The sequence below is a fragment of the Thioclava electrotropha genome, assembly GCF_002085925.2.
Lineage (GTDB): Bacteria > Pseudomonadota > Alphaproteobacteria > Rhodobacterales > Rhodobacteraceae > Thioclava > Thioclava electrotropha.
The window spans coordinates 1,790,055-1,812,017 of the sequence record NZ_CP053562.1; the positions used below are offsets into that span (position 1 = coordinate 1,790,055).

Annotated in this window: 19 protein-coding genes and 1 riboswitch; of the genes, 10 read left to right on the forward strand and 9 right to left on the reverse strand. The window is 66.2% G+C overall.

Features of this window, described 5'->3' with window-relative positions; translation table 11 throughout:
- The first annotated feature begins 64 nt into the window (after window positions 1–64).
- On the forward strand, window positions 65–1,255 hold the full coding sequence (gene kynU / locus AKL02_RS08545; RefSeq protein WP_083075466.1) for a kynureninase: 1,191 nt from the start codon (window positions 65–67) through the stop codon (window positions 1,253–1,255).
- A gap of 21 nt (window positions 1,256–1,276) precedes the next feature.
- Here kynU and AKL02_RS08550 read toward each other — a convergent pair whose 3' ends face one another.
- A complete protein-coding gene (locus AKL02_RS08550; protein WP_083075469.1) occupies window positions 1,277–2,185 on the reverse strand; it encodes a LysR family transcriptional regulator in 909 nt (302 codons plus the stop codon).
- Between the two features lie 143 nt (window positions 2,186–2,328).
- Here AKL02_RS08550 and AKL02_RS08555 point away from each other — a divergent pair, with 143 nt between their 5' ends.
- Both AKL02_RS08555 and AKL02_RS08560 read left to right on the forward strand, forming a co-directional pair.
- Complete coding sequence (locus tag AKL02_RS08555) at window positions 2,329–3,012, forward strand: type 1 glutamine amidotransferase domain-containing protein (RefSeq protein WP_083075472.1); 684 nt, start codon at window positions 2,329–2,331, stop codon at window positions 3,010–3,012.
- A gap of 66 nt (window positions 3,013–3,078) precedes the next feature.
- A complete protein-coding gene (locus AKL02_RS08560; RefSeq protein WP_083075475.1) occupies window positions 3,079–3,762 on the forward strand; it encodes an SDR family oxidoreductase in 684 nt (227 codons plus the stop codon).
- Between the two features lie 91 nt (window positions 3,763–3,853).
- Here the strand turns inward: AKL02_RS08560 and AKL02_RS08565 are convergent, their stop codons facing one another.
- The 3 genes from AKL02_RS08565 to AKL02_RS08575 all read right to left on the reverse strand — a co-directional run bounded on the left by AKL02_RS08565 (window position 3,854) and on the right by AKL02_RS08575 (window position 10,065).
- Window positions 3,854–5,302: an aldehyde dehydrogenase gene (locus AKL02_RS08565; RefSeq protein ID WP_083075478.1), complete on the reverse strand. Its 1,449-nt coding sequence runs from the start codon at window positions 5,300–5,302 to the stop codon at window positions 3,854–3,856.
- 213 nt (window positions 5,303–5,515) lie between these two features.
- Window positions 5,516–8,659 carry an efflux RND transporter permease subunit gene (locus tag AKL02_RS08570; protein ID WP_083075480.1) on the reverse strand — a complete coding sequence of 1,048 codons (3,144 nt, stop codon included), beginning with the start codon at window positions 8,657–8,659 and terminating at the stop codon, window positions 5,516–5,518.
- Complete coding sequence (locus AKL02_RS08575; RefSeq protein WP_165756925.1) at window positions 8,656–10,065, reverse strand: efflux RND transporter periplasmic adaptor subunit; 1,410 nt, start codon at window positions 10,063–10,065, stop codon at window positions 8,656–8,658. The genes AKL02_RS08570 and AKL02_RS08575 overlap by 4 nt, the downstream gene beginning before the upstream one ends.
- Before the next feature lie 221 nt (window positions 10,066–10,286).
- On the opposite strand from AKL02_RS08575, the gene osmF reads away from it, so the two are divergent.
- The 7 genes from osmF (at window position 10,287) to AKL02_RS08610 (ending at window position 16,661) form a co-directional block, all read left to right on the forward strand.
- On the forward strand, window positions 10,287–11,192 hold the full coding sequence (osmF, locus tag AKL02_RS08580; RefSeq protein ID WP_083075486.1) for a glycine betaine ABC transporter substrate-binding protein OsmF: 906 nt from the start codon (window positions 10,287–10,289) through the stop codon (window positions 11,190–11,192).
- A 23-nt stretch (window positions 11,193–11,215) separates the two neighbouring features.
- Entirely contained in the window at window positions 11,216–12,385 is a 1,170-nt protein-coding gene (locus tag AKL02_RS08585) for an ABC transporter permease (RefSeq protein WP_232621744.1), read from the forward strand.
- Window positions 12,382–13,317: an ABC transporter ATP-binding protein gene (locus tag AKL02_RS08590; RefSeq protein WP_083075489.1), complete on the forward strand. Its 936-nt coding sequence runs from the start codon at window positions 12,382–12,384 to the stop codon at window positions 13,315–13,317. The genes AKL02_RS08585 and AKL02_RS08590 overlap by 4 nt, the downstream gene beginning before the upstream one ends.
- Window positions 13,314–14,069 (forward strand): ABC transporter permease, encoded by a 756-nt coding sequence (locus AKL02_RS08595; protein WP_083075492.1) that lies wholly within the window; start codon window positions 13,314–13,316, stop codon window positions 14,067–14,069. The genes AKL02_RS08590 and AKL02_RS08595 overlap by 4 nt, the downstream gene beginning before the upstream one ends.
- A 285-nt stretch (window positions 14,070–14,354) precedes the next feature.
- Window positions 14,355–15,125 carry an amino acid ABC transporter substrate-binding protein gene (locus AKL02_RS08600; RefSeq protein ID WP_083075495.1) on the forward strand — a complete coding sequence of 257 codons (771 nt, stop codon included), beginning with the start codon at window positions 14,355–14,357 and terminating at the stop codon, window positions 15,123–15,125.
- Between the two features lie 73 nt (window positions 15,126–15,198).
- A complete protein-coding gene (locus tag AKL02_RS08605) occupies window positions 15,199–15,879 on the forward strand; it encodes an amino acid ABC transporter permease (protein WP_075774679.1) in 681 nt (226 codons plus the stop codon).
- Window positions 15,876–16,661: an amino acid ABC transporter ATP-binding protein gene (locus AKL02_RS08610; protein WP_078547023.1), complete on the forward strand. Its 786-nt coding sequence runs from the start codon at window positions 15,876–15,878 to the stop codon at window positions 16,659–16,661. Before AKL02_RS08605 ends, AKL02_RS08610 begins: the two co-directional genes overlap by 4 nt.
- Before the next feature lie 19 nt (window positions 16,662–16,680).
- On the opposite strand, the gene nrdF is transcribed toward AKL02_RS08610, so the two are convergent.
- The 5 genes from nrdF to AKL02_RS08635 all read right to left on the reverse strand — a co-directional run bounded on the left by nrdF (window position 16,681) and on the right by AKL02_RS08635 (window position 21,894).
- Window positions 16,681–17,670: a class 1b ribonucleoside-diphosphate reductase subunit beta gene (gene nrdF, locus AKL02_RS08615; RefSeq protein ID WP_083075498.1), complete on the reverse strand. Its 990-nt coding sequence runs from the start codon at window positions 17,668–17,670 to the stop codon at window positions 16,681–16,683.
- A gap of 8 nt (window positions 17,671–17,678) precedes the next feature.
- Window positions 17,679–19,838: a class 1b ribonucleoside-diphosphate reductase subunit alpha gene (gene nrdE, locus AKL02_RS08620; protein ID WP_083075501.1), complete on the reverse strand. Its 2,160-nt coding sequence runs from the start codon at window positions 19,836–19,838 to the stop codon at window positions 17,679–17,681.
- Window positions 19,820–20,242: a class Ib ribonucleoside-diphosphate reductase assembly flavoprotein NrdI gene (nrdI, locus tag AKL02_RS08625; RefSeq protein WP_083075504.1), complete on the reverse strand. Its 423-nt coding sequence runs from the start codon at window positions 20,240–20,242 to the stop codon at window positions 19,820–19,822. Before nrdI ends, nrdE begins: the two co-directional genes overlap by 19 nt.
- Window positions 20,243–20,254: 12 nt before the next feature.
- A complete protein-coding gene (nrdH, locus tag AKL02_RS08630; protein WP_078519183.1) occupies window positions 20,255–20,476 on the reverse strand; it encodes a glutaredoxin-like protein NrdH in 222 nt (73 codons plus the stop codon).
- 96 nt (window positions 20,477–20,572) lie between these two features.
- Window positions 20,573–20,767: riboswitch (cobalamin riboswitch) on the reverse strand.
- Between the two features lie 77 nt (window positions 20,768–20,844).
- Window positions 20,845–21,894 (reverse strand): homocysteine S-methyltransferase family protein, encoded by a 1,050-nt coding sequence (locus AKL02_RS08635; RefSeq protein WP_083075507.1) that lies wholly within the window; start codon window positions 21,892–21,894, stop codon window positions 20,845–20,847.
- Window positions 21,895–21,963: the final 69 nt, after the last annotated feature.

Below are 21,963 nucleotides of genomic sequence, written 5' to 3' on the forward strand. Positions count from 1 at the left end.
CCATCAGCCGATTGCCGGGTTTCGAGACGCGCTTTCGGGCCGTGAGAACAAGAGGAAGACGACCATGCCGAACCTGCCGAGAAAGCACCTTTTCGATCTGCCCGAGGGGGTGATCTATCTCGACGGGAACTCGCTCGGGCCGCTACCGCGCGGGGTGGCGGAGCGGCTGGAGAGCTGCGCACGCGACGAATGGGGGCAGATGCTGATCCGGGGCTGGAACGAGGCGCATTGGATGGATCAGCCCGCCCGCGTCGGCAATAGGATCGGTCGGCTGATCGGCGCGCCGGAAGGCTCTGTCGTGCTGGGCGATACGCTTTCGATCAAGGTCTATCAGGCGCTGGCCTCGGCGCTGGAAATGCGGCCCGACCGGAAGGTCATCCTGTCCGACAAGGGCAATTTCCCGACCGATCTCTATATGGCGGATGGGCTGGTCCGCTCGCTGGCTCGCGGGCACGAGCTGCGCACGCCCGCACCCGAGGACGTGGCCGACGCGATCACCGAAGAGGTCGCGGTGGTGATGCTGACGCAGGTCGATTACCGTACCGGACGGATGCACGATTTCGAGGCGATCACCCGCAAGGCCCATGCGGTTGGCGCGGTGATGATCTGGGATCTCGCCCATAGCGCGGGCGCGGTGCCGGTGGACATGACGGCGAACGGGGCCGAATTCGCGGTTGGCTGCACCTACAAATATCTCAACGGTGGGCCCGGTGCCCCGGCCTTCATCTATGTCCGCCCCGACATCGCTGACACGGTGCGCCCGGCGCTGAGCGGCTGGCTCGGCCATGAGGCGCCCTTCGCCTTCGATCTCGACTACCGCCCCGGCCGCGCGGTCGAGCGGATGCGCGTCGGCACGCCGCCGGTCCTGCAGATGACCGCGCTCGAAGAGGCGCTCAAACTCTGGGACGGGCTGACGATGGAGGAGGTGCGTAAGCGCTCCGTCGAGTTGTCGGAGCTCTTCATCCGCGAGGTCGAGGCGCGCTGCCCAGACCTCACGCTGCTCAGCCCGCGCGACCCGGAGGCCCGCGGCAGTCAGGTCTCGTTCGGTTTCGCCGAAAGCTACGCCGTCGTTCAGGCCCTGATCGCGCGCGGGGTGATCGGAGATTTCCGCGCGCCCGACGCGATGCGCTTCGGCTTCACGCCGCTTTACCTCGATGAGGCCGACGTGACGCGCGCCGCCGAAATCCTCGGCGAAGTGATGGCGCTGCGGGCCTGGGATACGCCTGCGTTCAAGGCACGCGGACGGGTCACCTAACCGTTCGCCTTTGCGCGACCGTCAGCCCGGCGTCGTGAACTCGGCGACCAATTCGCGGATCAGCTCGCGCAGCCAGACATGCCCCTGATCCCGGCGCAGATGCGGGTGCCACGCGATCTGGCTGGGAAAGGTGCCGAGGTCTATCGGCACGGGAACATCGCGCAAGCCATAAGGTCTGGCGGTCATCGCGGCGACCCGCGCAGGCACCGTGGCGATCCCGCCCAGCCGTGCGACCGCAGGCGCGGCGGTCAGGAAATGCGTGACCACGACGGCGGTGTTGCGGGACAACCCCGTCGCCTCGGTGCGTTTGTGAACTCCGGTGCGCCACTTGCCGGGCGGGGCGACGACCACATGCGGCAACGTCTCGTAGAGGCTCCGGTCGAGCGACGCGCCCTCGGGTAACGCCTGCGGCGCGACGATGCAGCGGAACCCGTCCTCGAACAGGTCGGAGACCACGAGGTCCTCGGGTGGGGAGTCGAACCGCCCTACCGCCAGATCGAAGGCCCGCCCGGCAAGCGCGCGGGGGTCCAGATCGGGCCCGATGGGCGAGATTTCGAGACGCGCCGACGGGGCCCTGTCCGCGAAGGCCGCCGCGAGTTCCGGCGCGAGAACGATCTCGGCATAGGGCCCCAGCAACAGCCGGAAGCGGCGTGTGGTGCGCGCGGGATCGAAAGGCTCGGCGGCGCGGAAGGCCTGTTCCAGCCGCTCCAGCCCCGCGGCGATGTCGGGCGCGATCTCGAGCGCTTTCTCGGTGGGCTCCACGCCATAGCGGGCGCGCAGGAACAACTCGTCACCCAGCGCCGCACGCAGACGTGACAGCGCCGCGCTCACGGTGCTCTGGGATTGGCCGAGCCGCTGGGCCGCGGCGGTTACATTGCGTTCTTCCATGACCGCATGGAACACGCGCAAAAGCGATACGTCGGGTGTCATGTCTCCGGAATATCGATTTCTGACGTTGCCTGCATCAATTTCTCGATCAGTGAACGCAACCTATCTCTGTTGGGACGCGTTGACGGCCCGAGACGAACAGGACCGGAAATGCCCTGAAACGCACAACGAAGGAGGCCAAACCCATGGCACGTATTCTTATTCTTTCGACCGCAGCCGACGCTCTGGGCGATACGGGCAAAAAGACCGGCGTCTGGTACGAGGAACTGGCGACGCCCTATTACGCCTTCCTCGACGCAGGCCACGAGGTGAAAGTCGCCACGATCGGCGGCCACTCGATCCCGATCGACCCGAATTCCGACGTGACCGGCGATGACGCGCCGGCCTCGGTGACGCGTTTCCGGGATGACGCCGACGCCAAGGCGGTTCTGGAAAACCCCGCGCGCATCGAGGACGAGGACATCACTTCCTATGATGCGCTCTACATCCCCGGCGGCCACGGCGCGATGTATGACCTCGCCGAGAGTGATATCTCCGCGAAGGCGATCAGCACGGCTTGGGATGGCGGCAAGATTGTCGCCTCGGTCTGCCACGGCCCCGCAGCCTTCGACAAGGTGAAGGACAAAAACGGCGACTCCATCGTGAAAGGCCGCAAGGTCTCGGCCTTCACCGATAGTGAGGAGCGCGGCGTGGGACTTGCCGACGCGGTGCCCTTCCTTCTTGAAACCCGCCTGCGCGAGTTGGGCGCTCAGTTCGAGAGCACCGACGACTGGCAGCCCCATGCGGTGGCCGACGGGCGTCTTGTGACCGGCCAGAACCCGGCCTCCTCCGAGGCGGCTGCGAAAGAAGTGCTGGCCCTCCTGGGCTGATATCGAGAGGCGCCGCCCGGTCCGGGTGGCGCCTTCTTCGTTCCCACCAAATTCAGAGAGGCTGACATGTCGAAAATCATTCTCATCACCGGCGCCTCCACCGGGATCGGCGAGAGCTGTGCGCGCCATGCGGTCGAGGCGGGCCACAAGGTCGCTCTGGCCGCACGGTCCGAGGAGAAACTCGAAGCTCTGGTCAAAGATCTGGGTGCCGACAACGCCCTCGCGCTGCCCACCGACGTCACCGACCCCGACGCTCAGGAACGCATGGTCGCGCGTGCGGTCGAGCATTACGGTCGTCTCGACGTGGTGCTGGCCAATGCGGGCGTCGGCGCTTCGGCGCGCGGGACCGAGGCCGGATCGGTCGAGAGCTTCCAGAAGATGATCGAAGTGAACTGCCTCGCCGTGACCTACACCGCGAAATTCGCGTTGCCGCATCTGCGCGCGTCCAAGGGGCATATGGTGCTGACCGGCTCCAAGGCGTCGCAGGGCGCGATGTTCGGCTCGGTCTATTCGGCGACGAAGTGGTTCATCCGCGGCTATGCCGACAATCTCGGCGAGGAGCTTGGCGCGGCGGGCGGTCGCGTCACCTGCCTGCATCCGGGCATGGTCGACACGCCGTTCTTCGACGAGGCAAAGCCCGACGCGCTGCGCCCCGACGATGTCGCGCGCGCCTTCCTCTTCGCGATCGACCAGCCCGATCACGTTCTTATCCCGCATCTGCCGGTCTATCCCAAACCGAAGACGGATTGATCCGAGCGGGTCGCCTCTGCGGCGATCCGACATTGAAAGGAGCCGGCCCGAGGGTCGGCTCCTTGCTGTTTCGACCCTCTGAGAGCCCGGCTCAGATCGGGTAATGCTGCTTGGGATCCTCGACGGTGATCCAGCGCAGATCGGTAAACTCGGCAATGGCCGCGCGCCCGCCGAACCGTCCGTAGCCCGAGGCCTTGACCCCGCCGAAGGGCATCTGCGGCTCGTCGCCGACTGTCGGGCCGTTGATGTGGCAGATCCCGGTTTCGAGCCGGTTCGCCAGCGCCATCGCGCGCGAGACATCGGCGCTGAAGATCGCGCTCGAGAGGCCGTATTCGGTGTCGTTGGCGACTTTCAGAGCCTCTTCGTCGCCCTTCACGCGGATGATCGATTTGACCGGGCCGAAGCTCTCCTCGGCATAGATGCGCATGCCTTCCGACACCCCGTCGAGCAGGGTCGCCGCAACGATCGTCCCCTCGCGCGAGCCCCCGGCGACAAGTTTCGCGCCTTTGCCGGTCGCGTCGGCAATCAGGGCGTCCATCTTCTCGGCCGCCGCTTCGGAGACAAGCGCCCCCAGCGCCACCTCGCCGCGCGGATCGCCCGCGGGCAGGGCACTGGCGCGTGCGGCGAGCTTTTCGACGAAAGCGTCGGCCACTTTCTCGTCGACGATGATCCGCTCGGTCGACATGCAGATCTGACCCTGGTTCATGAAGGCGCCGAAAATCGCGGCATTCACTGCCCCGTCGAGATCGGCATCGTCGAGCACGATCAGCGGCGCCTTGCCGCCCAGCTCCAGCAGCGAGGGTTTCAGATGCTCGCCCGCAAGCCGCCCAATGATCCGACCGACGGCGGAAGAGCCGGTGAAGTTTACGTGCTTGACCGCGGGATGCGCGATCAGCGCCTCGACGACATCGGCCGCGTCCTCGGGGGCGTTGGTCACCACGTTGAGCACGCCCTCGGGAAGCCCGACTTCTGCGAAACATTCCCCGATCAGGCGGTGCGTCGCGGGGCACATCTCGGACGCTTTCAGCACCACGGTATTGCCGCAGGCAAGCGCCATCGCGACCGCGCGCGTGCCGAGGATGACCGGCGCGTTCCACGGCGCGATGCCGAGGCAGACGCCCTTGGCGCGAGCAACGCCCATCGCCATCGTGCCGGGCTTGTCGGAGGGGATGATCTCGCCGCCGATCTGGGTGGTCATCGCCGCAGCCTCCCGGATCATGCCCGCGGCGAGATGGACGTTGAACCCGGCCCAGGGCCCGGTCGCGCCGGTCTCGGTGATCATCGCCTGGATGAACTCGTCGGCTCTAGCCTCCATCACGTCAGCGGCTTTCGACAGGATCTTGCGCCGCCCGTTTGGCCCGGTCGCGGACCAGCCGGGAAAGGCGCGCGCGGCAGAAGCCACGACCGCCTCGACATCATCGCGCCCCGCCGCAGCGGCGCGGGTGGCGACCTCGCCGGTCACCGGATCGATCCGGTCGAAACTTGCGCCCGAGGCGGCAGGGGCGGAGGCCCCGTCCAGCAGCATTCCGATCTCTTTCATGGGTATTCTCCTCCTCGATTTCTGTCTTATCTGCAGGGTGCTGCGCGCGCCCGCCGGGTGTCGCGTCTTCCCCGGCAATCACAGCGATAGTCCGGGCACCGAGGTGCGGATTGCAAGGGGGGATGACGTCACAAAGCCGAAGCGGCGGGGGCACCCTCCAAGCGGAGAGCGTCAGACCGACGCTCTCCGAACCAGATCGGGCGAAGACCTCCGTCAGACGCGCAGGGCGTCGGCGGGGTGCTCGACCGAGGGGTCCGTCTCCTCGGGCTCGGGATCGGCGGTGCGGATGCCGAAATCTTCGAGCACGGCGAGGATCGCCGGGGTCACGAAGAGCGACAGCACCGTGGCCGCGCTCAGACCGAAGGCGAGGCTCGCCACGATCGGGCGCAGGAATTGCGCCTGCGTCGAGGTCTCCAGCAAAAGCGGGCCGAGCCCGACCACCGTCGTCAGCGAGGTCAGGAAGATCGCGCGGAAGCGGTCGCGCACGGCCTCCTTTCCGGCCTCGAGCATCGGGGTGCCGGTCGCACGTCGCTCGCCGATGAACGCGTCGAGCAGGATCGCGTCGTTCACCACAACGCCCGCCAGCGTCGCCAGCCCCACGAGGCTCGGCAGCGAGAGCGGCAGGCCAAGCAGCACATGCCCCCACATCACGCCGATCAGGCTGAGCGGGATCGTCGCGATCACCGCGACGGGGCGGATGAAGCTGCCCATGTAGAAGGACAGCAGCAGGTAGACCCCGACCGCACCCGCCGTCATGAAACGCACGAGCGACGCGCCGGTGGTCGCGGTGTCCTGTTCCTCGCCCAGAACCTGCACCTTCACGTCGGGACGCTTTTGCGCCAGTTCGGGCAGGTAATCGGCCCGCATCGCCGCCATCAGCTCGCGCGAATTGGCCCGCGTCGGATCGATCGTGCCCTGCACCGAGACCGCGCGCTGCCCGTTCACATGGGTGATCGTGGTGTAGCCGCGCGTCTCGCTGACCGTGGCCACGGCCGAGAGCGGCACCAGCGCGCCGTTCTTGCCCGGCACCCGCAGCGCCAGAACATCGCCGATAGCGCGCCGCTCGGAGGGCGCGAGCCGGGCCACGATATCGACCTGACCGCGCGCATCGGCGAAGCTGACCGCGCTGTCGCCCCGGAAGGCCGCGCGCAGCTCCCCCGCCAGCGCGGCAGGCGTCACGCCCAGCAGGTTGGCCACCGCCGGTTTCATCCGCACCACCAGCTCGGGCTTGCCCGGCTGCAGATCGAAGGTCACATCACGCACCCCGTCGAAGCCCCGGAAGAAGCGGCGCAGCTCGCGCGCGGTGGTTGCCAATTCGCCAAGATCCGGGCCGGTGACGAGCAGGTCGATCGGCTTGCCACCCGCGCCGCGCTCCTTGTCGGTGATCCGGAAGGCGGCCATGTCGGGCATCTTGCCGACCAGCTGCTTCCAGCGGTCGAGCACCGTGCCGACATCGGTGGTGCGTGTCCCGGCAGGTAGCAGCGAGGCGCTCACCGTGGCCATGTTCGGCCCCGTGGTCGGGCTGTCGGCATTGCTGCCATAGGTGATGGTGTAGCTTCTGACGAGGGGCTGGCCGTCCGGCTGAGCGGGGCTCAGTTCGGCATCCATTTCCTTGAGCGCTTTCACAACCTTGCTCACCCTCGCCTCGGTCAGCGAGAGCGGCGCGCCCGCGGGAAGCAGAAGCCGCGCCTCGACCGTGTCGCTCTCGAGCGTCGGGAAGCTCTGGTATTTCAGGAAGCCCCCGGTGAAGGGCGCGACCGAGAGCGACACGAGCAAGATCGCAAGCCCAAGCGTCAGATAGCGCCAGCGCAGCGCGACCCCGGCCAGCGGCACGATGACACGGTCGCGCAGCCGCTCGAAGACGCCGTTGACCGCGCGCTGGACGGGGCCGGGGCGCATGTCGTGTTTCAGCGAGTGGCGCATATGGGCGGGCAGGATCAGGAAGGCCTCGATCAGGCTGACCGTCAGCGTGATCAGCAGCACGATCGGGATGTATTTCAGCAGCGCGCCGATATTACCCGTCAGGAAACTGAGCGGCCCGATCACCATCGCGGTCGTCAGGAAAGACGCCAGAACCCCGGGAAAGACCTGCATCGTGCCTTTGACGGCGGCGACACGGGCGGGCTCTCCCGTTTGTCGCCTGCGCACAATGTTTTCCGAGATCACGATCGCATCGTCCATCAACAGGCCCGTGGCGACCAGCAGCGCCACCATCGTCATCATGTTGATCGTGTAGCCGAGGAACTGCATCGCGAAGATCGCGCCGAGGAAGCTGATCGGCAGGCCCATAGCGACCCAGAAGGACATGCGCAGCCCGAAGAACAGCCACATCGCGACGAGCACGAGGATCAGGCCCTGCAGCCCGTTGACCCCGATGATGCGCAGGCGCTCGACGATGTTGCGCGTGGAATCCGCCGAGATCGCGAGCTGGATATTGCCCGGCGCCTCGGCCTGCGCCTGTGCCATCTCGCGATCGAGTGCGGCCCGCACCCGCAGCGCATCCTGCGAGGCGGTCTTCTGGACCGAGACGATGGCGGCGCGCTTGCCGTCGAAATAGGTGGCCTGCGAGGGATCGGCGAAGCCTTCGCGGATCGTCGCGACATCGCCCAAGCGCACCTCGCCGCCCGCGGCACTGCCCGCAATCGGGATCTGCGCAAGCTCGGCAGGCGTGCGCCTCTCGCCGAGGAAGCGGATCGCCACCTCGCCCGAGCGCCCCTCGAGCGAGCCCGCGGGCATGTCGAGGCTGTAGCGCGCCAGCGTCGCACCGACAGAGCCCATGTCGAGCCCGAAGCGCTCCAGCGCGGCGCGGTCGAATTCGATCGCGATCTCGCGGTCGGAGAAGCCGTTCACCGAGACCAGCGAGATTGCCGGATCGGCGCGCAGCTGATCGGCGAAGCTCTGGGCATAGGCGTAGAGCACCGCCGGATCGTCCGGCCCGGTCACCGCCACCGACGAGACCGAGGCGGTGCGCTCGACGATCTGCACCACCGGATCGTCGGCCTTGTCGGGGAAGGAATTGATCCCGTCCACCGCATCCTTGATGTCGTTGTAGAAGCGCGTCATATCCGCACCCTCGATCATCTCGGCGGTGATCTGGGCGCTGTTGTCGCGCGCAAGACAGGTCAGTTTCGCAAGGTTCTCGACCCGAGTCAGAACCGGATCGGTCACGGTGCAGATGCCGGTCTCGACCTCCGAAGGCGCGGCGCCGGGATAGGTGATGCGGACCGAGACATCCGAGGGTGGCGTGGCGGGGAAAGTGTCGCGCTGCAGGCTCGGCAGCGCCATCAACCCGAGGCCCGCAATCGCGATCATCGCGATATTGGCCGCCGTGCGATGACCAGCAAAAAGCGCGATCATTGCGCATCTCCCGCGGGCTTGGCGGCGCTGTCTCCGCTCGGTGCGGCGTCGCCTTCGGGCGCGGCACCCTTGCCGCCGCCGCCACCTCCGCCGCCACCGCTGCCCGGTTGCGGGCTGGTGGCCGTCTGGCCAAGCGCCTCGGCGGCGATCTCGGCCTTGCGCGCCTCATCCTCGGTCGCCTTGACCGTCATGCCCGGCACGGCGATCGAAGGATCGGTGACGACCAGCTTGTCGCCCGCCTTGAGGCCCTGCGCGATCACCGCCAGATCGCCCGAGACGAAGCTGGTCTTCACCGCGCGCATCTCCAGCGTGCCATCCTCGGACACCACCATCGCGGTGCCGCCCGCGACCGCCTCGGCGGGCACGACGAGCAGGCTCTGCTTGGGCGCGGCGAGTTCCACCGCCACCACCATGTTGCGCCGCAGGGGCGGGCGCTCGCCCGCCTGCGCCTGACCCAGCGGATCGTCGACCCGCACCACGACGGGCGCGCTTTGCGTGGTCTCGTCGATCGCCTCGCCCATCCGCTCGACCTTGGCCTTCCAGACAATGGGGTGCTCGGGCTCGGGCAGGGTGACGCGCGCCTTTAGATCGGTGACCTTGGTGCCGTCGCCCGCGAGCCGGAGCAGGGGCCCCATCCGCCCGATCGGAAATTGCGCAGAAATATCGACCGCCGCGACGCCTTCGCCGCTCAGTAGAACCTGACCTCGATTGACATATTGGCCCAGATCCGCGTCCAGCGAATTGACCCGCAGCTCGAAAGGCGCCGTGATCGTCGAAAACCCGATGGACCGGTCGATCGTCGCCGCCTGCGTATCGAGCACCTCGCGCTCGGCCTCGTTCAGCTTCAGCTGGCTTTCGAGATCGGTCACCTTGGTCTGCGCAGTCAGCTGCTGGCGGCGCGCCGCGTCGAGCTGGGGCTGGGTGATCCGTCCCAGATCGTGCAGCGTTTTCTGGCGGTCGAGCTCGTCCTGGGCCAGCGCGAGATCGGAACGCGCCAGTTCGAGGCTCGTGCGCACCGTCTCATCCTTGACCTTGGAGGCCGCGACCTGCGCCTCGAGACTGGCGCGCTGCAGTTTCAGATCGCTGTCGTCGATGGTGAAAAGCGGCGTGTCCTTGGCCACGATATCGCCCGGCGCGAGCGGCTTGGCGATGTCGCGGATTTCCCCCTCGATCCGGGCGACAGCGCGCCATTCGCGCACCGGCGCGACCGTGCCATAGCCGGTGACGCGCGGGATCATCTCGATCGGGGCGAGCGTGATCACCCGCACCAGCGTCGCCGGTCGGTTCGCCTCGCTCGGGCTGGGTAGAGATTTCAGATCGCCCGCAAAAACAATCGCCGCCACACCAAGTGCGCTCGGCACCGCCACCATCGCGAGCCGTGCGAGGCCCGTACCAATTCCAACCATGACGTCCCTCTTCGCGCATGTCTTTTGACTACTTATGCAAACCTTGGCGCGCCGGGCTAGCGCAAATGTGACGCACCCCCTGAAAGGCCCCGTAGCCGGGTCGGCGCGTCGCATGCGGCTGGTGGGTCGCGGGAGGCTTGGCGGGCGCGGGTCGGGCCCTACCTCAGGCAGGATCACGTCTCGAGACACGCACAGACATCAGTCAGGGAGCCAGACCAGCCATGAAATATCCTCTCATCGTGGCCGCTGCGGTCTTCGGGGGCGCGCTCGCCTCCGCCGCGCAGGCCGATATCACCGTCTCCTCCAAGATCGACACCGAAGGCGGTCTCTTGGGCAATATCATCGCGCTGTCGCTGGAAAATGCCGGAATGCCGGTGGAGCGGCGGCTGCAGCTGGGCGGCACGCAGGTCGTGCGCAAGGCGATCCTCGCGGGCCAGATCGACATCTATCCCGAATATACCGGCAACGCGGCCTATTTCTTCAACGAGGCCGATAGCGACATCTGGAAGGATGCCGCCAAGGCGCATGACCGCGCCGCCGAACTGGACAAGCAGAACGACATCACCTGGCTCGATTCCGCGCCGGCCAACAACACCTGGGCGATTGCCGTAACCGGCGATCTGGCCAAGGAGAACGACCTCACCACCATGTCCGATTTCGGCAAATGGGTGTCGAATGGCGGCGACGTGAAGCTCGCGGCCTCGACCGAGTTCGTCTCGTCCCCGGCCGTTTTGCCCGCGATGCAGACGGCCTACGGGTTCAAGCTGAGCCCCGATCAGACGGTGGTTCTGTCGGGCGGCGATACGGCAGCGACCATTCAGGCAGCGGCGCGCGGCACCTCGGGCGTCAACGCGGCGATGGCCTATGGCACCGATGGCGGAGTCGGCGCGGCGGGGCTCGTCGTGATGGAAGACGACAAGGGCGTTCAACCGGTCTACGAGCCCACCCCGATCGTGCGCGACGCGGTTCTGAAGGACTATCCGAAGATCCCCGAGGTGCTGAACCCGATCTTCGACAAGCTCGACATGCAGACGCTGCAGAAGTTGAACGGTCGCATTCAGGTCGGCGGTGAGCCCGCCGAGGCGGTCGCGAAGGACTACCTGACGCAAATCGGAGTGCTGAACTGACTGCGGCGGCGCGCAAACGGGCGGTGACGCGCTCCGCGATGGCGGGGCTGTCGCCGCTGGGCGTGCTGTTTGCGGTGCTGGGTCTGGCCGCGATCTTCGCGCCCTTCATGACCTTGGCGGCGAACCGGATCGTCGCCGGTGAGGGCAGGGCGCTCTGGACCCTCGCCGCGCCGCAGATCACGGGGCCGGGGATCGCGCTGATGCTGCTGGGGCTTGCCTTGGGCCTGCCTGCCGCGCGGCCCTTTCTGCGTATCGCGGGGGCTGCGCTTGGCCTTGCGGGGCTGGTCTGGCTGCTGGTTCTCGGCGCGTCTTCCCTGCTTGCAGAGGCGGGAGAGTATGCCCGCGTCTCTCCGGCGGCGGGCTTCTGGTTCCTGCTGGTGGTCTTCGCGCTGATGATGGCCGATGCGCTGAGCGCGCTGTCGCCGGGGCCTGCAGCGCGGGCGGGGCTGTTGGTTCTGGTGCTCGCGCTGGTGGCGGCCCTGCTGTGCTCGGGCGCGCTGAGCGATCTGTCCATCGCGCAGGAATTCGCGAGTCGCAAGGACGCCTTCTACAGCGCCAGCCTGCGCCATCTGGGCCTCGCCTTCGGCTCATTGCTCGCGGCGGCGGTGATCGGCTTGCCGCTGGGCGTGCTCTCCCACCGCAACGCCGGGCTGCGCCGCGCGCTCCTGCCGGTGCTGAGCTTCCTTCAAACTATCCCCTCGCTCGCGATGTTCGGGATCATGATCCCGGTTCTGAGCTGGCTGAGCGGGGTCATCCCCGGCGCCCGCGCGATCGGCATCGCCGGGATCGGCTTCGCGCCGGCCTTCCTCGCGCTGACCCTCTATTCGCTGCTTCCGGTGGTCGCCAATGTGCTGGCCGGGCTGCGCACTGCGCCCGCCGCCACGCTTGAGGCCGCGCGCGGGATGGGCATGACATGGCGCCAGCGCCTGACCCGGGTGGAGCTGCCGCTGGGCCTGCCGGTCGTGCTGGCGGGGCTGCGCATCGTGCTCGTGCAGAATATCGGGCTGGCGGTGATCGCCGGGCTGATTGGCGGCGGCGGCTACGGCACCTTCGTGTTTCAGGGCCTGAACCAGACGGCGGGTGACCTGATCTTGTTGGGCGCATTGCCCACTGTCGCGCTGGCGCTGGTTTCGGCCATCGCGATGGACATCCTCGTCGAACTGACGACCCCTCGAACGGAGCGTGAAGAATGATCGAAATCGACGAGATCACGAAGCTCTATGAGGACACCGCTGCAGTCGACCACGTCTCGATGAAGGTCGAGACCGGCACGATCACGGTGATCGTGGGCACCTCCGGCTCGGGCAAGACCACGCTTCTGCGGATGATCAACCGGCTGATCGAACCGAGCTCGGGCGAGGTGCGGATCAATGGCGAATCCACAAGCGCGCTGGCCAAGCACGAGCTGCGTCGACGTATCGGCTATGTCATTCAGGGCGACGGGCTGTTCCCGCATTATACGATCGCGGGCAATATCGGCGCGGTGCCCAAGCTGCTCGGCTGGTCCAAAGACAAGACGCGCGCCCGTGTCGACGAGTTGCTGGACCTGTTCTCGATGGAGCCCGCGCAATTCCGCGACCGCTACCCGGCGGAGCTGTCGGGCGGTCAGCAACAGCGCGTCGGCGTGGCGCGCGCCTTGGCCTCGCGCCCCGATCTGCTGCTGATGGACGAGCCCTTCGGCGCGCTCGACCCGATCATCCGGGCCCGGGCGCAAGCCGATCTGCGGCATATCCAGCGGCAGTTGGGTTCGACCATCGTTTTGGTGACGCATGACATGGAGGAGGCGATCCATCTGGGCGACCGGGTGGCGGTGATGGATGGCGGAAAGCTGCTGCAACATGGCACGCCGGCCGAGATCATCGCCGCGCCCGCGACCGATTTCGTGGCGCAGATGGTAGGCGGCGTGGACCGTCCGCTGCGGCTGTTGTCGCTGATCCCAGTGTCGGAGGTGCTGGAAGACGGCGCCGCCGAGGGCGAGCCCATCGCGCCCGACACGAGCCTGCGCGATGCGCTGTCGCTGTGTCTGTGGCGCGGCTGCGAGGCGCTGCCGGTGGCCGATGGGGACACACCGCTTGGCCGGGTCACGCTGGCAACGATCCGCGCCCGCGCGGCGGAGCTGGCATGAGCCGTAGCGGCATGATCCGGGCCGCCTGCGTGGCGCTCTTGCTGGCGCTGGTGCTGCGGCCGCATTGGTTCGCGCCGGTCTTTGCGCCCTTCGCCCCGGCGGGCGGCCCGGTGATCTACGAGCGCGCCTCGATCCTGTCGCTCTCGCTGAGCCATCTGGGGCTGGTGGCGCTGGCCTCCGGGCTGGCGACGCTCGTCGCGGTGGGCCTTGCCATCCTCGTGACCCGGCCGGCGGGGGCGGCCTTCCTGCCGCTGTCGCGCACCATCACCAATATCGGGCAGACCTTCCCGCCTGTCGCGGTGCTGGCGCTGGCGGTGCCTGCGCTCGGCTTCGGGGCGGGGCCGACGCTGGTGGCGCTGTTCCTCTACGGGTTGCTGCCGATCTTCGAGACGGCCATCGCGGGGCTCTCGACCCTGCCGCCCGCCACGATGGAGGCCGCCCGCGGCATCGGTCTGACCCGTTGGCAACGTCTGATCCGCGTGGAACTGCCGCTGGCCCTGCCGGTAATCCTGACGGGCATCCGGCTGTCGGTGGTGATCGCCATCGGCACGGCGACGGTCGGCTCAACCGTGGCCGCGCGGACCTTGGGCGAGGTGATCATCGCGGGGCTTCTGACCAGCAACACGGCTTTCGTGCTTCAGGGCGGCGTGATCGTGGGGCTGTTCGCGGTGCTCGTCTACGACGCGCTGAGCCTGTTGGAGACCGCGCTGACGCGGCGCTTGGGCAGGCAGTCCGCCGGGGCGGAAGCGTAGCGCGATGCCGGGGCAGAGCGCGCCTTTTCGCAACATCGGGGAGGCGCGCAACCGTGTGTCGGATGACAGTGTTTCGCCGCGCCCGCACGCCGTGGAACAGGCTTTCCACCGCGCGACACGGTGCTGGAATTCGTTCCGCTCCCGCCATGCGAGAGGGAATAAAAGACTAATTTTATCATATGTTTGCCTGCCGCATCGACTTCGCCTTGCCGCATTACTAGGTAAGGCGCCTGTTATTCCGACCCGCCACAGGGCGGCGTCTTCGACCTATCGGAGGTATCTCGCATGAAACCCATTCGCACCCTCATCGCCATCGCAGCCCTTGCCGGGATCGTGGCTCCCGCAGCCCAGGCCGCGAGCCTTGCCGACATCCAGAAAGACGGCGTCTTCCGCGTCGGCACCGAAGGCACCTATCCGCCCTTCACCTTTCACGACGAGTCCGGCAAGCTGACCGGCTTTGACGTCGCCATCGCCCGCGCCATCGGCGAGAAGCTGGGCGTGAAGGTGAAGTTCCTCGAAGGCCGCTGGGACGGTCTGATCGCTGGCCTCGACGCCGACCGCTACGACGCGGTGCTCAACGAGGTAGGCATCACCGATGCGCGCAAGAAGAAATACGATTTCTCCCAGCCTTATATCGCATCGAAAGCGGCGCTGATCGTGCGCGAAGGCGAGACCGACATCACCAGCTTCGACGATCTGAAAGGCAAGACCGCCGCGCAGACCCTGTCGAGCAATTTCGGCAAGATCGCTTCCGATCACGGCGCCGAACTGATCGGAACCAATGGGTTCGATCAGTCGATCGCGCTCGTCTTGCAGAACCGCGCGGATGCGACGGTGAATGACAGCCTGTCCTTCCTCGATTTCAAGAAGCACAAGCCGGATGCCCCGGTAAAGCTGGCCGCGACCATGCCCGATGCGAACTATTCCGGCGTGATCATCGCCAAGGAACAGCCCGAGCTGCTCGCTGCGATCAACAAGGCGCTCGACGAGATGAAGGCGGACGGCACGTATCAGAAGATCTCGCAGGAATTTTTCGGCGAAGACGTCTCGAAGTAAGGCGCATGTAGAGCCGCGCGCGCCTCGGGGTTCGGCCCGGAGGCGCGCGTGAGGCTTGCAGAAAGGATCCGCTATGGCTGACTGGTTGCCCCTGATGTGGTCGTCGCTCGTGCCGCTTTTGCAGGCGACGGTGACCTTCACGATCCCGCTGACGCTTATCACCTTCACGCTGGGCCTTGCGCTCGGGCTGCTCTGCGCGGTGATCCGGCTGTTCGGGCCGCGCCCGCTGGTGTGGATCGTGCGGTTCTATGTCTGGGTGATCCGGGGCACGCCGCTTCTGGTGCAGCTGTTCCTGATCTTCTACGGGCTGCCGAGCCTCGGAATTACGCTCGATGCTTTCGTGGCGGGGCTGATCGGCTTCACGCTGAATGTCGGCGCCTACACGTCCGAGATCCTGCGCGCGGCGCTGTCTTCGGTGTCCAAAGGCCAGTGGGAAGCGTCATATTCCATCGGCATGAACTGGCGGCAGACGATGACCCGCACCATCGTGCCGCAGGCCTCGCGCGTCGCGGTGCCGCCGCTGTCGAACAGCTTCATCTCGCTGGTGAAGGATACGTCGCTCGCCGCCGCGATCACCGTGCCGGAACTGTTTCAGGCGGCGCAGCGGATCGTCGCGACCACCTATGAACCTCTCGTCCTCTATGTCGAGGCGGCGCTGATCTATCTCGCGCTCTGCTCAGTCCTGTCGGCTCTGCAGGGGCGGCTCGAACGGCGCCTCGGCCAATATGGCGGCTTTCTGGAGGAACGCACATGATCGAGCTGTCCAACATTACCAAGCGGTTCGGCGAGAACGAGGTGCTGTCGGGGATTTCGCTGTCTCTGCCTGAGGGCTCCGTGACCGCGCTGATCGGCCCCTCGGGCGGCGGCAAGAGCACGCTCTTGCGCACGATCAACCTGCTGGAGGTGCCCACGAGCGGCACGCTCGCCATCGGCGACGCGTCCGTTACGCTGAGCGAAGGCGGCAAGCTGTCGCGCGCCCAGATCCAGAGCATCCGCCAGCAGACCGGCATGGTGTTCCAGAATTTCCAGCTCTTCCCGCATCGCACCGCGATCGAGAACGTAATGGAAAGCCTTGTGACCGTGCAGAACTGGCCTGCCGCGAAGGCACGCGAGCGGGCGATGTCGCTGCTCGAAAAGGTCGGCATGGCGCATAAGGCCGATGCCTGGCCCGCGACGCTTTCGGGCGGTCAGCAGCAGCGGATCGCGATTGCGCGCGCACTGGCCCCGTCGCCCAAGGTGCTGCTCTGCGACGAGCCGACCTCGGCGCTCGATCCGGAACTGGCCGCCGAAGTCGTGGACGTTCTGGCGCAGCTTGCCCGCGAGGGCACAACGATGGTGATGGCGACGCACGACCTGCGGCTGGCCTCGCAGATCGCCGAGACCGTGGTGGTGCTGGAAAGCGGCGGTGTGGTCGAGACCGGCCCGGCGCGGCAGGTCTTCGATGCGCCCGAGCGCGAGCGTACCAAGCGGTTCATCGCCACGCTGAAATCGGGCGGCGAGACCGCGCCTTCTGATACCGACCCGCGCCCCGTCTGAGGCGCGGGCGGCGGTAGGCTCAGAACGCCCAGTCCTCGTCCTCGGTCGCGACCGCCTTGCCGATCACGTAGCTCGATCCCGAGCCCGAGAAGAAGTCGTGGTTCTCGTCCGATCCGGGCGAGAGCGCGGCCAGGATCGCCGGGTTCACGCGCGTCGCCTCGTCGGGGAACAGCGCCTCATAGCCGAGGTTCTGCAGCGCCTTGTTGGCGTTGTAATGCAGGAAGTGCTTCACATCCTCGGTCAGGCCCAGACCGTCATAGAGTTGCTCGGTATAGCGGCCCTCGATGTCATAGAGGTCGAACATCAGCGAGAAGGCGAAATCCTTGATCTCGGCGCGCTCGGCCTCGGTCACATGCTCCAGCGCGCGCTGGAACTTGTAGCCGATGTAATAGCCGTGGATCGCTTCGTCGCGGATGATCAGGCGGATCAGGTCGGCGGTGTTGGTCAGGCGCGCGCGGCTCGACCAGTGCATCGGCAGGTAGAAACCCGAATAGAACAGGAAGCCCTCGAGGAAGACGCTTGCCACCTTGCGCTTCAGCGGGCTGGCGGTCGCGTCGTATTCGTCGAGGATCAGCCGCGACTTGGCCTGCAGATGCGGGTTCTCCTGCGACCAGCGGAAGGCCTCGTCGACCTCGGCCGTGTTGCACAGCGTCGAGAAAACAGACGAATAGCTGCGCGCATGCACGGCTTCCATGAAGGCGATGTTCGACAGCACGGCTTCCTCATGGGGCGTCGCGGCATCGGCCATCAGCGCGGGCGCGCCGACCGTGTTCTGGATCGTGTCCAGCAGCGTCAGCCCGGTGAAAACCCGGATCGTCAGCGTCTGTTCGTCCTCGGTCAGCTGTGACCAGCTTTGAATGTCGTTCGACAGCGGCACCTTCTCGGGCAGCCAGAAATTCGACGTGAGCCGGTTCCAGACTTCGAGGTCCTTGTCGTCCTGAAGGCGGTTCCAGTTGACGGCACGAGGGACGGGGCGCGGAACGGGGCGGGGCGTGTGCAGATCTTTCATGGCGGGCCTCACAGGGAACAGGAAACACAGCCCTGCACCTCGGTCCCCTCGAGGGCCGCTTGGCGCAGGCGGATGTAGTAGATGGTCTTGATGCCGCGCCGCCATGCATAGATCTGGGCGCGGTTGATGTCGCGGGTCGTGGCCTCGGCCGGGAAGAACAGCGTCAGCGAGAGCCCCTGATCGACATGCTCGGTCGCCGCCGCATAGGTGTCGATGATCGCCTCGGGGCCGATCTGATAGGCGTCGCGGTAGAACTCGAGATTGTCGTTCGTCATGTAGGGCGCAGGGTAATAGACCCGGCCGATCTTGCCTTCCTTGCGGATCTCGATCTTCGCGGTGATCGGGTGGATCGAGGCGGTCGCGTTGTTGATATAGCTGATCGAGCCAGTGGGCGGCACGGCCTGCAGGTTGCGGTTCCACAGGCCGGTTTCCATCACGCGCTCGCGCAGGGCGGTCCAGTCGGCGCGCGAGGGCAGGGTGATCCCGAAGCGGTCGAACAGGGCGATGACGGTGTCGCTTTCAGGCAGCCAGTCGCGGGTCACGTATTTCTCGAAGAAGCTGCCATCGGCATAGGTAGAGGCCTCGAACCCTTTGAAGCTGCGCCCCTGCTGGGCCGCCAGCCGGTTCGACTCCGCCAACGCGTGATAGGCCACGGCGGCGAAATAGACGGAGGTGAACTCGATCCCCTCGGGGCTGCCGTAATGGATGCGCTCGCGGGCGAGGAAACCGTGCAGGTTCATCTGGCCCAGACCGATCGCGTGGCTTTCCTCATTGCCCTTGCGGATCGAAGGCACCGCGTTGATCGCGCTCATCTCCGACACTGCCGAAAGCGCGCGGATCGCGGCCCCGACGCTCGCGCCCAGATCGCCGCCATCCATCACCTTCGCGATGTTGAGCGAGCCCAGATTGCACGAGATATCGGTGCCCATCTGCGCATAGCCCAGATCCTCGTCGAATTCCGAGGGTTCGGCCACCTGCAGGATTTCGGAACACAGGTTCGACATGGTGATGCGCCCCGCGATCGGGTTGGCGCGGTTCACCGTGTCCTCGAACATGATGTAGGGATAGCCGCTTTCGAACTGGATTTCGGCCAGCGTCTGGAAGAAGGCGCGGGCGTTGATCTTGCGTTTGCGGATGCGCGCGTCGTCGGCCATCTCGTGATATTTCTCGGACACGGAAATCTCCGAGAAGGCGCGGCCATAGACCCGCTCCACGTCATGCGGCGAGAAGAGATACATCTCCTCGTTCTTCTTCGCGAGCTCGAAGGTGATGTCGGGGATCACCACGCCGAGGCTCAGCGTCTTGATGCGGATCTTCTCGTCGGCATTCTCGCGCTTGGTGTCGAGGAAGCGCAGGATGTCGGGGTGATGCGCGTGCAGATAGACCGCGCCCGCGCCCTGACGCGCGCCCAGCTGGTTGGCATAGCTGAAACTGTCTTCGAGCAGCTTCATCACCGGGATCACGCCCGAGGACTGGTTCTCTATCCCTTTGATCGGCGCGCCATATTCGCGGATATTGGTCAGCATCAGCGCCACGCCGCCGCCGCGCTTCGACAGTTGCAGCGCCGAGTTGATGCCGCGCCCGATGCTTTCCATGTTGTCTTCCAGCCGCAGCAGGAAACACGACACGAATTCGCCCCGCGCCTTTTTGCCCGCATTGAGGAAGGTGGGCGTCGCGGGCTGGAAACGCCCCGCCAGCATCTCCTCCATCAGCCGCATCGCCAGCGCCTCGTCGCCGCGCGCGAGCGTCAGCGCCACCATCACCACCCGGTCTTCGTAGCGTTCGAGATAGCGCTGCCCGTCGCGGGTCTTCAGCGTGTAGGAGGTGTAATATTTGAAGGCGCCGAGGAAGGTCGGAAAGCGGAACTTGGCGGCAAAGGCCGCGTCCCAGATCGCGCGCTGGAAGTTGCGCGAATACTGATCGAGCACGGCGGCGTCGTAATAGCCTTCCTCCACCAGATAGCCGAGCTTCTCGTCCAGCGAATGGAAGAACACCGTGTTCTGGTTCACATGGCGCAGGAAATATTGCCGCGCCGCCATCCGGTCGGCGTCGAAGCGGATATTGCCCTCCGCGTCATAGAGATTGAGCATCGCGTTGAGCGCGTGGTGATCAAGCCCCGCGAATTCCGAGGCCATGGCCCCGCTCGGTTTCACGTCGCTATCGAGCATTCCTGCCTCCAGAAGGTTTCGAGACCCGCGCGCACGCGGGCGATGTCACTGTCCGTGCCTGCCAGCTCAAAGCGGTAAAGCACGGGGATATTGCATTTGCGCGCCAGCAGATCACCCGCGCAGGCGAAGAGCGCGCCGAAGTTGCGATTGCCGGTGGCGATGACGCCGCGCAGGCCCGCGCGGCGGGCGGGATCGTTGAGAAAGGCGATGACCGGTTTCGCGACCGCGCCGCGTCCCTTGCCGTCGGCATAGCTCGGGCAGATCAGGACATAGGGGCCGGGCGGGGTCGGCATCGGCCCCTCAGCCGAGACGGGCAGGCGCAGCGCGGGCAGGCCCAGCCGCTCCACGAAGCGCTGCGTGTTTCCCGATGCCGAGGAATAATAGATCAGCTTTGCCTGTCCCATTGCGGCTAGGTCTCAGGCCAACCGGTTGATCATGTCGGGGCGAAAGCCTGCCCAGTGATCCTCGTTCGCGATCACGACCGGGGCCTGACGGTAGCCGAGATCCTGCACCATCTCCATCGCGGCGGCATCCTCGGTCAGGTCGATCACGTTGTAATCGATCCCTTTGGCATCGAGCGCGCGGGTCGTGGCGGTGCATTGCACGCAGGCCGGTTTCGAATAGACGGTGATGGTCATGGTTCCTGTCCCTTTGTTTGCTGTCGGCAGCGCGGGACAAGGCTCGTGGGCAGGGCGCAAAGCACACTGCCACGCGCCCGGGCCCTCCGCCGCGGTCGTCGTCTATCTGCTCTGGCAGGTCTCCTGGCTCGCGGCTCGAGCGCCTCTGGGTCCGTCTTCCCGGCGCATCGCACCAGTGACATTCGGACCTAAGGCTCGCCGCTTACAGTTGCGGGGGCAGCGCCGGAATTTCACCGGCTTCCCTCTTCGCCTGCGGAGTGACTCGCAGGAACCAAAGCAACATCATATTGGGCGGTTGGGTGGATGGGTGTCAATATATAGTTTTCCCTGCCGCGCGAAACTCTCGCGCGACAGGGCGGTGTCACGCCTCAGGCGCCGTCGCCAAGCGCCCGGATATGCGCCGGAAGGCGGGCATTCTGGCCATACATGAAGTGGTTCTCCATGCGCTCCGAGAAGCGGCTGGCCTCGGTCTCGCGGCCCACGGCCTCGGCCATTTCGCGGATATGCATCGGGCTCGCCCCGCAGCACACGCCGAGATAATTCACCCCGATCGCCTGTGCCTCACGCGCGAAGGCGCCGATCTCGTAGCGGTTGCAGGCCAGCGGATCGAGCGCGGTCGGGAAGGTTCGACCGTGCGGCGAGGGGCAGGTGCAGCCGTTGTGATCGGACAGGTTGAAAAAGGTGGGCTCCTCCTTCGTGGTCCGGTAGGGCACGGGCAGGGCGCCGACATGGCAGCTTACCGCCGCGCGCACTTTACGCAGCCAAGGCATCATCGTCTGCGGCCCGCGGAAGCAGTTCAGCCCGACGACATCGGCGCCACCCTGTTCAAGCTGCTGGCAGGTCTCGACGATGCCGACCCCGTCCATCATCTCGTTGCCCGCCATCGGCGCGAGGGTCAGCACCACCGGCAGCCCCGACGACTTCGCGGCTTCCAGAGCACAGAGCGCCTCGCCCGCGTAGTAGAAGGTCTCGCCGATGATAATGTCCGCGCCTTCCTCGACCGCCCAGCCGATCATCTCGTCGAACATCGCGCGCACCTCGGCCTGCCGCGCCGGATCGGCCGGATCCCAGATATTCGTGTTCGAGATATTGCCCGCCATCAGGTTGCCGGTCTTCGCATTGGCGACCTCGCGCGCGATCTTCAGCGCCGCGCGGTTGAGCGGCTCCAGCAGGTCTTCCTTGCCGATCACGCGCATCTTCTCGCGGTGGCCGTTATAGGTGAAGGCCTCGACGATATCGCTGCCGGCGCGCTGGAAATCGACATGCAGATTGCGCAGCGCCTGCGGGTATTCGAGCGCCACCTCGGGCACGAATTCCCCGGCGGTCAGATAGCCGCGCCGTTCCAGTTCGAACAGGAAGCCCTCGGCGCAGATCACCGGGCGCGCGTCGAGCAGACGGGTCAGTTTGTTGTCATTCATGGAGAGATCCTCTCAGTTCATCCATGACCATCGTTTGGAAAAGCCGAGCCTCACAAGAAACGGAGTGCC